Consider the following 14,459-nt stretch of genomic DNA (forward strand, 5'->3'; position numbering starts at 1 on the left):
TCACCTCTTGTATAAGAATAATTCTATACTATATGATGAATATGACTTTTAAAATATAAGAAAAGTAATTAAACATATAAGAATATGGAACTTTAATTTTGGTTTTTTGTTCAAAGGAGAGAATTCCTATGCTCATTACACCCGATCATCGGCGCTATTTTATGACCCCGCGGGATCAGCCGCTTCCGCTCTACATCGAGAGTATAGGATATAACGGCAATCAGGAGAATGTGTACAGACCTGCCGGATATCCTTGTTATCACTGGCTTCAGACGGTGAAGGGAGCCGGAGAATTCAGATTTGCAGGTTCAACTGTACTGCTGGGCGAGTCAGCCGGTATTTTGCTGCCGCCTAATGAACCGCACGAGTATGTACGCTCGCAGGGAGAGTGGGAGACACTTTACATTACATTTGGGGGTTCCCAGTGCCCGGCAATCACAGAGTCACTTGGTTTGGGAGAGGCTGCCCTTCACCAGTGGGATCCAGGGAGCCCGCTTGAGTATTATGGCAGGGAAGTGCTGGGTTCAATCAGCAGTGACCAGGATTTATCCGGCTTGGAGGCGTCAGCTGACATGTACCGATTTCTGATTTTGCTCAAGAAACATGGCATGACGGGCAGTCGTTCTTCGATCTCCCATGCCGTGGAACGGTTGGCCCCGTTAATTTCGTTTATGAATAAACACTATGCCGATCCCGAAATTGGCCTTGAACAGATGGCGGCCATACCAGGCATTACGCCCAGACATCTGAATACCCTTTTCAAACAATCCTTTGGCATGACCGCCTATAGTTATTTCATTCTCCTCCGTATTCGCAAATCGAAGGAATGGATGACAGGAGACAGCAAATTGACCGTCAAGGAAACGGCAGCGAAGGTTGGTTTTCGCGATGCAAGTCATTTTGTGGCTACATTTCGGCGGATTGAAGGCGTAACTCCAGAGCAGTATCGGACGTTATATTAATCATTCCAAGGTTACAGTGTGCTAAAAAACACTGTTCAAGCATGAAGATTCCGTGTAATCTGTACCCAATTGAACAAAAAGTGATGCCAGGAAGGTATTGATGCGCAAGGGTGCTTCCCGTTATGATGATATCGATTCCTTAGATTGGAAAACGAATATACGGATCAACGTATCCGTTCAACTTAGAGAGGATGATTGAAGTGACAACAACTATACCATTGTGGGACCATGCAGCACCTTATGCGGCCAAGGGACATGAGGATGAAATGCCCCATCTTATTCCATTTATTCATCCCGGTTCCGAGAGCGCTGTCATTGTATGTCCAGGTGGGGGTTATGGATTTTTGGCCGATCATGAAGGAGCTCCAATCGCTGAATTGCTGAACCGTGCGGGAATCAGTGCGTTTGTGCTGAAGTATCGTGTGGCTCCTCATCAGCATCCGGCACCGATGGCAGATGGTCAGCGTGCGATTCGCTATGTACGTGCTCATGCCGAGCAATATGGCATTCAACCTTCCAAAATTGCGGTGCTTGGTTTCTCGGCAGGTGGTCATCTTACAGCGACGTTGGGAACCTTGTATGACGAAGGTCAACCAGATCATGAAGACCCAATCGAACGGGAAAGTTCACGTCCGGATCGGGTAATTCTTTGTTATCCGGTGATTACGATGGACTCTTATGGACATGCCGGTTCTCGTGAGAATCTGCTTGGGCCAGATGTGTCTGTTGAACAGATCAAGGCTTTCAGTGCGGAGCAGCAGGTGAAAGCCGATGCTCCTGAGGCATTCATCTGGCATACGAGTGATGATCAGGCGGTTCCTGTAGAGAACAGCTTGCGTTACGCGCTCGCCCTTGGCGCGCACGGCATTCCTTATGATCTGCATGTATTCGAAAAAGGTTCACATGGTCTCGGATTAGCAGAGGACAACCCTGCCGTTCGGCCCTGGTCTGACCTGTGCCTGACCTGGCTTAAAAATCAAGGGTGGTAACACGGTAAGCTTGATGAACGCTGTCTTCCCTGAATATGAAATATGAATACGAGTACGAGTAGTCTCACATATTTTAACGCTGATGAGAGCGAAGGAGAAAACGACAATGAAGTTGCAAAAAAATGATAAGCTGCTTTTTATTGGAGATTCAATCACAGATTGTGGCCGTGAGCATCCTATTGGGGAAGGCAGTTCCGGACTGGGTCATGGCTATGTGGCACAAGTATATGCTTTGCTGCGTTCCATCTATCCGGAATTGATGCTGCGGATTCAAAATGTGGGTAATAGCGGGAATACGATCCGTGATTTGAAACAGCGCTGGGACCGAGATGTGCTTGAGCTCAAACCGGACTGGCTGACCATCATGATCGGGATTAACGATGTATGGCGTCAGTTTGACAATCCGCTATCCACAGATTCGCATGTTTTCCTGGAGGAGTATGAGTCCACACTGCGTGATCTGGTTGCTTCTGTTCGTCCTAGCTTGAAAGGACTTGTGCTGATGTCTCCTTATTATTTGGAAGCCAACCCGGAAGATCCGATGCGGGCTACGATGGATATATACGGTGAAGCTGTTCGCAGAGTAGCCGCGGAGTATGATGCCATCTTCGTGGATACACAGGCTGCCTTCACACCATTCTGGGATCATTTCTATACGTCCGTACTGACTTATGACCGCGTTCATCCCGATGCAACAGGCCATATGGTGCTATCCAAAGCGTTCCTGGATGCCATTGGTTTCGAATGGTCAGGCGGCGTCAAACTATAAAAGGATGTGATGGCATGAGCAACTTGAACATTGCGGTACATACCCCGGCCTTACTGGGAGAAGGTCCAAGCTGGGATGCTAAAAACAACCGATTGTTATGGGTGGATATTGAAGGGTACAAGGTCCATGTATTTAATCCATCTACAGGTGAAGATCAGGCTTATAATGTTGGGCAGCATGTTGGGGCTGTCGTGCCTTACCATGGTGACGAGGTTATCGTTGCTTTACGCAGTGGCTTTCACACGTATCACTTGCTCACAGGAGAGCTGCATCTGATTGAAGATCCAGAGACAGGCAAGGATAACAATCGATTCAATGATGGAAAATGTGACGCGCTTGGCCGCTTCTGGGCAGGTACGATGAGCATGAACGGTGAAAGCAAAGCAGGGGCATTTTATTGTCTGGAGGAGGGACAGCCTGTTCGAACGTTGTTCAGGGATGTGTCCACATCCAATGGCTTGGGCTGGAGCCCGGATCAACAGAAGATGTATTACATCGATACACCGACTCGTTCCATTGACCGTTTTGATTATGATCTGGCTGCTGGAGAAATTACGAACCGGGCAAGTATCATTGCCATACCGGAGGAATTAGGCTTTCCGGATGGAATGACCGTAGACAGTGAGGGAATGCTGTGGGTTGCCCACTGGGGAGGGGGAAAAGTCACTCGCTGGAATCCGCATACAGCAGAGTTATTGCAAGAGATCGAGATCCCCGCAGATCAGGTGACATCCTGCTGTTTTGGAGGTCCGGAGCTGGAAGACTTGTATATTACAACAGCCCGAATTGGTATTCCGGAAGAGCGGCTGGTGGAGACGCCAAATGCCGGTTCTCTCTTTGTGGTTAGACCTGGGGTAAAAGGACAGAATACCTACGCATATGGCAAGTAACACCAGTCGATTGGACAATGTTCTTTCCTAGTTACGGAAATTAAGATTAGAATCAAGGGTGCTGTTTGATACGGCATCCTTTTTTTGTGTGCAGGTAATCAGCTCGAATTCTCAAAAAAAAATAAAGAAAGGAATAAGGTTAAGGGGGAAGGTGTTTCGGGATTGCCATCGAATGTTATTTATTGAAAGTATTATCCAAATTAGCGATACTCAATAATTTTATGAAAGCGTTTTATTTAAAACGGAGAGGAGGTGGGGCTGGTTGCCTGATCCATCGCATTAAATGTCTGACACTCTACTCATCAACATGATGATACAGCGGGGTTTACCGGGATGCGACGAACATATTGAAGAGGAGGCTAAGTAATGATGAAAACGTTTTTGGGGAAGCTGCGGATCATGAGTTTGACGGTTGCCGTTGCCGCTGTTTCACTGGGTGTGTTATCTGGAACGACCGATGCGGCGCCGAGTGATTCATACCAGTGGAAAAATGTCGTGACTGGGGCAGGCGGCGGTTTTGTGCCGGGAATTATTTTCAATAAGTCAGAGAAAGATCTGATCTATGCCCGGACGGATATTGGGGGAGCCTATCGCTGGAATCCTGCGAATGAGAGTTGGATTCCACTCACCGATTTTGTCGGCTGGGATGACTGGAACAAAAACGGTGTCGATGCGCTGGCAACAGACCCGGTTGATCCGAATCGGGTGTATATGGCTGTCGGCACGTACACGAATTCATGGGACAAAAATAACGGCTCTATCCTGCGCTCTACGGATCGCGGTGATACTTGGCAGACCACCACTCTTCCGTTCAAAGTCGGCGGTAACATGCCGGGACGTTCGATGGGGGAACGACTGACCGTTGATCCGAATAAAAATAGCATTTTGTATTTTGGTGCACGTAGTGGCAACGGACTCTGGAAAAGTACGGATTACGGCGTAACCTGGAACAAAGTAACGAGCTTCCCGAATCCGGGTACGTATGTGGAGGACCCGTCCTATGAGTATACCAGTGACATCGTAGGTCTCTCCTGGATCACGTTTGACAAATCAACAGGTTCTTCCGGACAGGCAACACAAACTATCTATGTCGGGGTAGCCGACAAAAATCAAAGCATATATCGCAGTATCAATGGAGGCGCAACGTGGACTGCTGTTGCTGGACAGCCTACAGGTTATTTACCTCATCACGGGGAACTGGATGCCAATGGAAATCTCTATATTTCATACAGCGATGGTGCAGGTCCTTATGATGGGGAAAAGGGAGACCTGTGGAAATTAAATACGACTACAGGGGTATGGACCAACATTAGTCCGGTGCCGAGCAGCAGCTCGGACAATTATTTTGGATACGGTGGACTGGCTATAGATGCTCAGCATCCTGGTACATTGATGGTGGCAACCCTCAACTCCTGGTGGCCTGATGCCAATTTGTTCCGCAGTACGGACAGTGGAGCTACTTGGACCCGCATCTGGGAATTCGATGGATATCCAAACCGCAAAATGCGCTATACACAGGATATTTCGGCCGCTCCTTGGTTGACCTTTGGGACGAATCCCGCACTGCCTGAAGTTACTCCAAAGCTGGGCTGGATGATTGGCGATCTGGAGATTGATCCGTTTGACTCTGACCGCATGATGTATGGGACAGGAGCGACTATCTACGGAACGAAAAATCTGACAGACTGGGATGACGGGAACAAAATCAATATTTCGGTAATGGCCAAAGGGGTCGAGGAGATCGCAGTACTGGATCTGATCAGCCCGCCAAGCGGAGCACATTTGTTAAGTGGGGTAGGGGATGTCTCGGGATTCCGTCATAATGATCTGGATCAGGCACCAGCTACGATGTTTACCAGCCCCAACTACTCTTCTACGGAAAGTCTGGATTTTGCAGAGTTAAGCCCGAATACCATGGTTCGCGTAGGAAAAGCAGACTACAGTGCTGATCCGAATGCAAAATCGATTGGTTTATCCAGCGATGGTGGGACCACGTGGTATAAGGCGAACACAGAACCTGCCGGTACAGCCGGAGGAGGAACCGTTGCTATTTCTGCAAATGGTAACCGACTTCTATGGAGCACGTCAGACAAGGGTGTGCATTATTCCACTGGCGGCAACTCATGGACAGCGAGTTCAGGTATACCCGCACAGGCCAAAGTGATCTCCGATCGGGTAAATCCGAACAAATTCTATGGATTTGCTGCAGGCAAAGTCTACGTGAGCACCAATGGTGGTGTCTCCTTTACTGCATCTGCGGCTACCGGGCTTCCGGTAGAAGGAAATGCAGATCTGGATGCAGTTCCAGGTACGGAAGGCGAACTTTGGTTTGCAGGCGGCAGTGAAGATGGGGGACCATATGGTCTGTGGCATTCCACCGATTCAGGAGCAACCTTTACCAAACTTGCAAATGTGGAGGAAGCGGACAGCATCGGTTTTGGTAAAGCGGCACCTGGGCAGAACGTGGTCGCGCTGTACACGATTGCGAAGATTGACGGAACCCGTGGATTTTTCCGTTCCGATGACGGCGGGGCGAATTGGGTACGTATTAATGATGATCAGCATCAATATGCGCGCGTAACCACGATTACAGGTGATCCGCGTCTGTATGGAAGGGTATATCTGGGTACGAATGGACGGGGCATTTTATATGCTGACCGTATTGGTGGGAACAATGGTGGTGGAGAAGGTGGGGGCACTCCGGTGACCAGTTCAACTATTACACCAGTCAATGCGGAATTTGACAAGAACATAGGCACTCAGGCCAATATTCCTGTGACGTTGACACTAAACGGAAATACACTTAACGCTATTCGTAATGGCAATACAACGCTGGTTTCAGGTACGGATTACACATTATCGGGAAATCTGGTTGTGTTGAATAAAACCTATTTAGCTTCATTGTCCAAGGGAAGCGCAGCTTTAACCTTCCATTTCAGTGCAGGCAATGATGCAATCCTGAATCTGACCATCAAAGACACTACTGCTGCACCCGCAGGAGCCATTCGAATTGAGATGTTTAATGGAACGACTTCAGCAACGGGGAACTCCATTAATCCCAAGTTCAAATTAACGAATACTGGCACTGCGGCGATCAATCTGTCCGATGTTAAAATTCGTTACTACTATACAATTAATGGCGCTCAGACCCAGAACTTTTTCTGTGATTGGGCAACAGCTGGAAACGACAATGTCACAGGGACGTTTAGTGCACTGTCGCCCGCAGTTTCCGGAGCAGATTCCGTGTTAGAGATTGGTTTCAAGGCTTCTGCGGGTTCACTGGCAGCGGGGCAAAGTACTGAAATTCAGGCACGTTTCTCCAAAACAGACTGGACCAACTACACTCAGACGGATGATTATTCGTTTGCGCCAACTCAGACAGCCTATGCCGAATGGACCAAGGTAACGGGATATATTGCTGGAAGTCTTCAATGGGGGATCGAACCTTAGACATGGAACTGAATGGAAAGCGTAATTAATCTAAACGCAGACAGATAAGAAGTCCTGGCTCGCCGAAAATGATTCATGGCGGGCCGAGGCTTCTTATTTTGTCGAAATATGGTGTACACTAAAGAAAGTTAGCATCAGCATTTGGCATAATTTAATTTAATTTGCTCCGGCTGCAAGATAGAGACGAATAGATGAATTTCGATCTATATCTTGCTGATTGAAAGCTGCACTTTGGATTTATGCAAAATGCTTACCATTGATTAAACATTCGTTTTGAGATATAAAAAGAAGTACAAAAGTTTTGCGTTAATGTAACCGCTAACACGCGGGGAGTCCATTCCACTCCGATATATGAGGTATATCTGCACAGACATAGAAGAAAGATTAGAATTAGACAAGGGGGTCAAGGATCATGAACCGGTTGTGTAAGGTGCTGATTGTTGACGATGAGTTTCTTGTAAGACAAGGCATTAAGCACCATATGAATTGGGAAGCCGAAGGCTTCCAGATTGTGGGCGAGGCTTCCAACGGGGAGGAAGGACTTGAGCAAGTACATTTGCTGCAGCCGGATATTGTCATTACAGACATCGTGATGCCTGTGATGGATGGGGAAACATTCGTCCGGACGCTAAAAGCGAGCCACCCACAAATAGAGGTTATCGTACTTAGCAGCTTCAGTGAATTCGAATATGTACGTTCAACGCTCCAGAATGGGGCTGCAGACTATATATTGAAACCGAAACTGGATACCAATGAACTATTACAAGTGCTTCAGCGTACGGCTGGCAAAATTCCCGAATTGCAGTTTGAGCCTTCACATGACGGGTGGAGGCTCGGGCAGCTGATGGAAAAGATGTTGTCCGGTTTTACGTTGGATGAGGAAAACGAGATGCATATGATAAGGGAGACTTTTCCTCATCATTGTTTCCGTTTACTCGTATATAAGCCGCAGGATACACAAGTACATTTGCACAAGCTGGATAATGAGCAACTGGAGTCCAGTTTACGGGAACAGCTCCCCGACGTGGAGTGCGCAATCGTTCCGGCCGAAGGCAACTCGCCAGTGGTTCTTCTTAATGTCGAGCCTTCCAAGGATGAATGGATGGTACAGCGGATCAAGAAGTTGGCAAGCGAGAATAAGGAAAGACAGGACGGATCTTGCTGGGTACTGAGTGACAGTTTTTCTTCATTTGAGGAGATGGGGGACGTATATCGAACACGTCTAATCAAGCTGATGGAGTATCGCTTTTATTATGAGGATCGATCTATTCTCGTATATAGCGAACTTCCGCCTCTTCACCCTGCTGGGTATCAGTTTAATGTGAACATGTTTTTGCAGCATGTGAAGCGAAATCGAACAGAAGCGGCAAGAGAATATTTGCAGGAACATGCACTTACACTTGGTCGGGATTATATTGCCGATGTGTTTGAGATTAAGTCCTTTCTGGGCAATCTGATCTTTAACGTAACCATTACCCTGGCAGATATGGATGTGCAGTCTTCTGCGTTGGAAGAAAGCAAATATGCCTATTTCAAACATGTGGATGGTGCCTCCAGTCTGACAGAAGCGATGAGCGTACTGGATCAGTTCATGGCTGAGGTACAGGAATGCACGAGTGGAGAGGGTGCAAGACGAAGTGATCCGAATATGAAAATGCTGCTGGAATATATGCATGAGCACTTTGATCAGCCGCTCGGCCTTGCCGAAGTCGCCAAGCATTTTCATTTTAATCCATCGTACTTGTCCAGTTATTTCTCTTCACACAAAAAAGAAGGTTTTAACGAATATTTGAATAAAATTCGGATTGAAAAGGCAGAGGAACTTCTGCGATCGGATCATGTTACAATCTCTGAAATCAGCAGCATGGTGGGCTATTCAGACCATAGCTATTTCTGCAAGGTGTTTAAAAAATTTACCGGACTGTCTCCAAGCCGATACCGGCGCAAGTTCTGGGCATAAAGTCAGAAGGGCAAAACGATGAAGAAATGGATCAATGCGTTATCCCGTCTTGGATTGTTTCCAAAATTATTTCTGGTTATGGTAATCAGCATTGTTCTCGTGTCGGTACTTATCCTGTGGACGACCATTCACATGTCGACCCGACTGTTTACCGAGACGTTCAGCATTACCAATTCCAAAGTGCTGAACCAGATCAAAACGAATTTTGAATCCTTTAATGATGCTATCGCAGCGGTAGCCAACAACGTAAGCCAGAGCGGCTCGATTCGCGGCTTTTTGTCCGAAGGTGAGGGCGATTCACTTACTATGGCGAAGTCCTACTATCATATGCGAGAGGCGATGGATCGAATTCAGACCATCACAGAATCGTATGAGGTGGGAATCACGATCAGTGGCATCAACGGACGCACGTATTCAACCGATCGTTCTCACTTGAGCATGTCGGTCGACGATCTAAAACAGATGCCTATTACGGTGGAGGCGACCAAGCTGCCCAGCCGATTGATTTTCGACGATTATCGTCTCGACGAGGGCTCGGGTTCAGAACAGATGATATCCGCGACCAAAGCGCTGACCAATCGAAGCCAGGGCAGTATGTATGGCATGTTATACGTCACGATGAGAGAGCGTATGTTCCGTCAGTTCTACAGCAGCTTTACGAGCAGGGGCAATGATGTGGTCATCCTGAACGAAAACGGGGAGATTGTTTCCTCGAATCGGGAAGATTGGATCGGGACTCGGCAATTGGAACTGCTATCGTATGCGAGACAAATGAGCAATGATAACAGTAAAGGGGTTAACGCACATGTAATGGACCAAGATAGCGTTGTTCTGTCCGAATACTTACCCATTTATCGCTTCTATATCGTCAATGTGGTCGATAAGGAGCAGGCGATGGGGCAGCTGCTGGATATGAAGACGATTGTCCTCATCTGTACGGCTATCGTTGCAGGAGCGCTTGTGCTGGTGTTTCTTATTACGAATCAGATTACCAAGTCGCTCCGCAGGCTGGTGAAACAGATGTCCAATATTACGAAAAGTGATCTGGATAATTATATTCCGGTCAGTGGCAGCTATGAGAGCCGACAACTGAGTCATGCTTACAATTACATGCTGGACGAACTGCATGATTATGTGGATCAACTGGTGTTGACTCAACGTGAGCAACGAAATGCGGAGCTTGCTGCTCTGCAAAGCCAGATTAATCCGCATTTTCTGTACAATACACTCGCTTCGGTTAAGGTGCTGGTACAGCAAGGCAATAAGGATCGTGCAGCCGAGACCATCAACGCATTGATCTCGCTCCTGCAAAATACGATTAGTGACGTAAGTGAGACGGTTACGGTGGAGCAGGAAGTGGAGAATTTAAAAAATTATGTGTTCATTAATCATGTCAGGTACGGCGGACGGATCAAGGCAGCTTTTTATATATCCCCGGATTGTACCCATTATCATGTGCCCAAGCTGGTGATTCAGCCTTTTATCGAGAATGCGTTCTTCCATGCCTTTATCAAGAAGGATACAGGAACGATTCATGTGATGGTGTCAAGAGCAGGTGAATCACTAATCTGTGAGATTATGGACAATGGCGACGGGATTGAGGGGTTCTCCATGGGAGAGTCGCTGCCTAATCCGAAGAACAATCGACAGCTGTTTAGTGGAATCGGTATACGTAATGTTCACGACCGGATTCAACTGCTTTATGGTACGCCTTATGGTGTTACGATCATGAGCACGCCTGGCGAGGGAACCAGAGTGACGGTCACGCTCCCTTTAATCACTCAATAATGGCACAACGAGCTGAGAATCAAATATAGACCGTTCAGAAAGAGTCTTCCGAACGCTGCATTGTAGCAGAATAGGAGGGCTCTTTTTAATGCAAAATAATATCCATCGAAAGAAGCAAAAAGGATCATTGGGTAAACATTTTAGATGGGGAAAGTACAAATTCAAAAGAAATTACCATAATCCAAAATTAATGCAAGCGGTTTCTGTAAAGGTTTTCATTGTGGCAATAAGATGACAAATCGGCACAAAATTATTACTAACGAATGGCGATTTGGGAATGATAAGATGATTACATCGAAAGCAACCGCTTTCAGAAAACGCAAACAAATTACACACAAAGAGGTTGAAGGGGAGTTGAATGATTTGAAAAAAATGTGGGTATTGATGCTCGCTACTGTCCTGTTGTTGTCCGCATGTTCATCCGGCGGTGGAGGCAAAACGGCTAGTAGTGGTGACGAAAAAACAAACGAGATCACAATTTGGGCTTGGGACAAAGCATTTAACGTTGCTGCACTTGAAACAGCAAAAGAAGCATATCAGAAACAAAATCCCGATCTGAAAATCAACATCATTGAGAATGCTCAAGATGCGATTATTCAGAAGCTGAACACAGGCCTGAACTCTGGAACAAGCAGCGGTCTTCCTAACATCGTTCTGATTGAGGACTATCGTTCACAAAGCTTCCTGAGTGCATATCCTGATGCATTCAAAGATTTGTCTTCCACGATTAAAGCTTCCGATTTTGCAGATTACAAAATTGGACCAACATCCTATGAGGGCAAACAATATGGAGTTCCATTTGACTCTGGCGTAGCAGGTTTGTACTACAGAACGGATTTGCTGGAACAAGCGGGCTACAAGGCTGCTGACTTGCAAGACATCACTTGGGATGATTACATCCAAATCGGTAAAGACGTAAAAGCAAAAACAGGTAAAGAGCTGCTGTCTCTTGACCCGAATGATCTTGGAATCATTCGCATGATGATCCAGACTGCAGGCAAATGGTACACTGCAGAAGATGGCAAGACACCTGACATCAGCAGCAACCCTGCATTGAAAGAAGCTTTCGAAACGTACAAAAAAATGATGGATGCCAACATTGTTAAATTGCACTCTGACTGGAGTCAATTTGTTTCCAATGCCAATAACGGTAGCGTAGCAACAATTCCTACAGGTAACTGGTTCTCACCATCTGTACGTCAAGAAGCTTCCCAATCCGGTAAATGGGCTGTAGCTCCAATGCCAAAAATGGCTGGCCAACCAAACTCTGTACACGCATCCAACCTGGGTGGCAGCTCCTGGTATGTTATGAATAACGTTCCTGGTGCAGATCAAGCAGCTGACTTCCTGGCAAAAACATTTGGTTCTGACAAACAACTGTATCAAGACTTGTTGACGAACATTGGTGCTATCGGTACGTACAAACCGGCTGTAGATGGTGATGCATACAACAAGGCAGATGAGTTCTTCAGCGGTCAAAAAATCTTTAGTGATTTTGCAGCATGGACCAAAGAAATTCCGAATGTAAACTACGGTAGTAACACATATGCAATTGAAGACATTCTGGTTGTTGAAATGCAAGCGTATCTGAACGGTAAAGCAATTGATGACGTTCTAGCCGATGCACAAAAACAAGCTGAAGCACAATTAAACTAAGATACCCAAGGTAACTTATAGAACCCTAGGTAACATCGGAGCCGTCTCCCTTGTCTGGCGCAAGCTGAACCGGACAAAGGCGAGAGGCTCTGTAGGTTCTACCCATGTTCCATGGAGAGAGAGGAGCCATACTGTGAAAGCCATAAATACAGGAGACAGTCTCCAAAAGAAAAATAATTTGACTGGATGGGCTTTTGTTTTGCTGGCTGTTGTCGGAATTGTAGCTTTCTACTTCTATCCGATGATTCAAGCGCTGCTCTTATCATTCAAGTCTGGCAAAGGCGCCAACCTTGAATTTTCGGGCCTTGCGAACTACAAGAGATTGTTGGTTGACACAACGTTCCGTACAGCATTATCAAATACGTTCATTTACTTGATCATTCAAGTACCTGTAATGATTATTCTCGGTTTGTTCATTTCCGTATTGCTAAATGACAGCACACTGCGTTTCCGCAGCTTCTTCCGTACAGCTATTTTCTTGCCTTGCGTTACTTCACTCGTAGCTTACTCGGTTGTATTCAAATATTTGTTTGCACCGGATGGTATGGTGAACCAGGCGTTGTTGGGCTTGCACATCATCGGCACTCCAATTCAATGGATCACGGACCCGTTCTGGGCTAAAATTACGATCATAATCGCCGTCACTTGGCGTTGGACCGGATATAACATGATTTTCTATCTGTCATCTCTGCAAAATATCGATCAATCGATCTATGAAGCAGCCAGAATTGACGGAGCCAATGCATTTACCCAATTTTTCAAAATTACCGTACCTTTGCTCAAACCGATCATCCTATTCACATCCATTACATCAACGATCGGTACTTTGCAGATCTTTGATGAGATTATGAACATTACCAAAGGTGGTCCGGGTAACGCGACCATGTCCATTTCGCAATATATCTACAACCTTTCGTTCAAATATTCACCGGACTTCGGATATGCGGCAACCGTTTCTTACTCCATCGTAATTTTGATCATAATATTGTCCATCATCCAGTTTAAAGTGGCAGGTGATAATAAAAATGGCTAAAGCTAAAGCAAAACGGATTTTCACTTACGTCTTCCTATCCATCGTCGCCTTTGTATCCATTTTTCCATTTTTCTGGATGCTGGTCAGCTCTACAAATGCATCTGTCGATGTTACCAAAGGCAGATTGCTGCCAGGTTCGGCTTTCCTTGATAACTTCAACAAACTGATTGACTCGACCAATCTGGTGCAGGCTCTGGGGAACTCGGCTATTATCTCCGTTGTCTCAACGGTTCTGGCTCTGCTGATTGGTTCGATGGCAGGTTATGGCTTTGAGGTATATCGTACGAAATCGCGTGATGTTGTGTTCAACATCTTGCTGTTATCCATGATGATTCCGTTTGCAGCGATTATGGTGCCCTTGTACCGTATGTTTGCAACGATCTCAAGTGTTACACCGGTCATCGGGATCAACACCATGGCATCCGTCATTTTGCCAACCATTACGACAGCGTTTCTGATCTTCTTCTTCCGTCAGAACACCAAAATGTTCCCTAAAGATCTGCTGGAAGCTGGACGTATTGATGGACTGAGCGAGCTGGGAATCTTCCTGAAGATTTACATGCCAACGATGAGAACCACATACGCAGCAGCCGCGATTATCACATTCATGAGCAGCTGGAATAACTATCTGTGGCCGCTGATTGTATTGCAAACGCCTGACCAACAAACGATTCCGCTGTTGATCTCGAATCTCGGTTCGGGATACGCTCCAGATTATGGCGTAATTATGACAGCGATCGTTATTGCCACGCTGCCGACAGCGATCGTATTCTTCATCATGCAGAAACATTTTGTCGCCGGAATGGTTGGTTCTGTGAAATAATGGAATAACATTCATGCCCGTATGATAGTGGAGGCCGCCGCAGGCGTGCCTCTGCCTTTCTGTTTGTCAAGGATTGATTGTGGTTTTTGAAAAAGGAAAACAAGATTCTGTACTGAATAAGTAATAGACATATTTGTTT

10 protein-coding genes are annotated in these 14,459 nt (G+C 46.3%); all 10 read left to right on the forward strand.

Features of this window, described 5'->3' with window-relative positions:
* Nucleotides 1-128 precede the first annotated feature (128 nt).
* The gene (locus MHB49_RS11985; protein ID WP_247902112.1) at nucleotides 129-962 is read left to right on the forward strand and encodes an AraC family transcriptional regulator; all 834 of its coding nucleotides are present in this window, start codon (nucleotides 129-131) and stop codon (nucleotides 960-962) included.
* 200 nt (nucleotides 963-1,162) lie between these two features.
* Complete coding sequence (locus MHB49_RS11990; RefSeq protein ID WP_405156267.1) at nucleotides 1,163-1,951, forward strand: alpha/beta hydrolase; 789 nt, start codon at nucleotides 1,163-1,165, stop codon at nucleotides 1,949-1,951.
* 106 nt (nucleotides 1,952-2,057) lie between these two features.
* Nucleotides 2,058-2,720: an SGNH/GDSL hydrolase family protein gene (locus tag MHB49_RS11995; RefSeq protein ID WP_405156268.1), complete on the forward strand. Its 663-nt coding sequence runs from the start codon at nucleotides 2,058-2,060 to the stop codon at nucleotides 2,718-2,720.
* Between the two features lie 14 nt (nucleotides 2,721-2,734).
* Nucleotides 2,735-3,610, forward strand: coding sequence for an SMP-30/gluconolactonase/LRE family protein (locus tag MHB49_RS12000; RefSeq protein WP_405156269.1), 876 nt, complete (start codon nucleotides 2,735-2,737; stop codon nucleotides 3,608-3,610).
* Nucleotides 3,611-3,979: 369 nt separating this feature from the next.
* A complete protein-coding gene (locus MHB49_RS12005) occupies nucleotides 3,980-7,060 on the forward strand; it encodes a X2-like carbohydrate binding domain-containing protein (RefSeq protein WP_405157112.1) in 3,081 nt (1,026 codons plus the stop codon).
* Nucleotides 7,061-7,472: 412 nt separating this feature from the next.
* Entirely contained in the window at nucleotides 7,473-9,020 is a 1,548-nt protein-coding gene (locus MHB49_RS12010; RefSeq protein WP_405156270.1) for a response regulator, read from the forward strand.
* An 18-nt stretch (nucleotides 9,021-9,038) separates the two neighbouring features.
* Nucleotides 9,039-10,808 carry a sensor histidine kinase gene (locus MHB49_RS12015; protein WP_111619184.1) on the forward strand — a complete coding sequence of 590 codons (1,770 nt, stop codon included), beginning with the start codon at nucleotides 9,039-9,041 and terminating at the stop codon, nucleotides 10,806-10,808.
* 363 nt (nucleotides 10,809-11,171) lie between these two features.
* Complete coding sequence (locus tag MHB49_RS12020) at nucleotides 11,172-12,464, forward strand: ABC transporter substrate-binding protein (RefSeq protein ID WP_405157113.1); 1,293 nt, start codon at nucleotides 11,172-11,174, stop codon at nucleotides 12,462-12,464.
* Nucleotides 12,465-12,597: 133 nt separating this feature from the next.
* Nucleotides 12,598-13,497 carry a carbohydrate ABC transporter permease gene (locus MHB49_RS12025; RefSeq protein WP_111619183.1) on the forward strand — a complete coding sequence of 300 codons (900 nt, stop codon included), beginning with the start codon at nucleotides 12,598-12,600 and terminating at the stop codon, nucleotides 13,495-13,497.
* Nucleotides 13,490-14,320 carry a carbohydrate ABC transporter permease gene (locus tag MHB49_RS12030; protein WP_090895861.1) on the forward strand — a complete coding sequence of 277 codons (831 nt, stop codon included), beginning with the start codon at nucleotides 13,490-13,492 and terminating at the stop codon, nucleotides 14,318-14,320. Before MHB49_RS12025 ends, MHB49_RS12030 begins: the two co-directional genes overlap by 8 nt.
* Nucleotides 14,321-14,459: the final 139 nt, after the last annotated feature.

It is taken from the genome of Paenibacillus sp. FSL K6-0108, from assembly GCF_045040695.1.
Taxonomy (GTDB): Bacteria; Bacillota; Bacilli; order Paenibacillales; family Paenibacillaceae; genus Paenibacillus; species Paenibacillus pabuli_B.

Excerpts from the sequence above, each read along its gene's own strand:
- MHB49_RS11985 (WP_247902112.1), top strand. The coding sequence starts at position 129 with ATGCTCATTACACCCGATCATCGGCGCTATTTTATGACCCCGCGGGAT.
- MHB49_RS11995 (WP_405156268.1), top strand. The coding sequence starts at position 2,058 with ATGAAGTTGCAAAAAAATGATAAGCTGCTTTTTATTGGAGATTCAATC.
- MHB49_RS12000 (WP_405156269.1), top strand. The coding sequence starts at position 2,735 with ATGAGCAACTTGAACATTGCGGTACATACCCCGGCCTTACTGGGAGAA.
- MHB49_RS12005 (WP_405157112.1), top strand. The coding sequence starts at position 3,980 with ATGAAAACGTTTTTGGGGAAGCTGCGGATCATGAGTTTGACGGTTGCC.
- MHB49_RS12010 (WP_405156270.1), top strand. The coding sequence starts at position 7,473 with ATGAACCGGTTGTGTAAGGTGCTGATTGTTGACGATGAGTTTCTTGTA.
- MHB49_RS12015 (WP_111619184.1), top strand. The coding sequence starts at position 9,039 with ATGAAGAAATGGATCAATGCGTTATCCCGTCTTGGATTGTTTCCAAAA.
- MHB49_RS12030 (WP_090895861.1), top strand. The coding sequence starts at position 13,490 with ATGGCTAAAGCTAAAGCAAAACGGATTTTCACTTACGTCTTCCTATCC.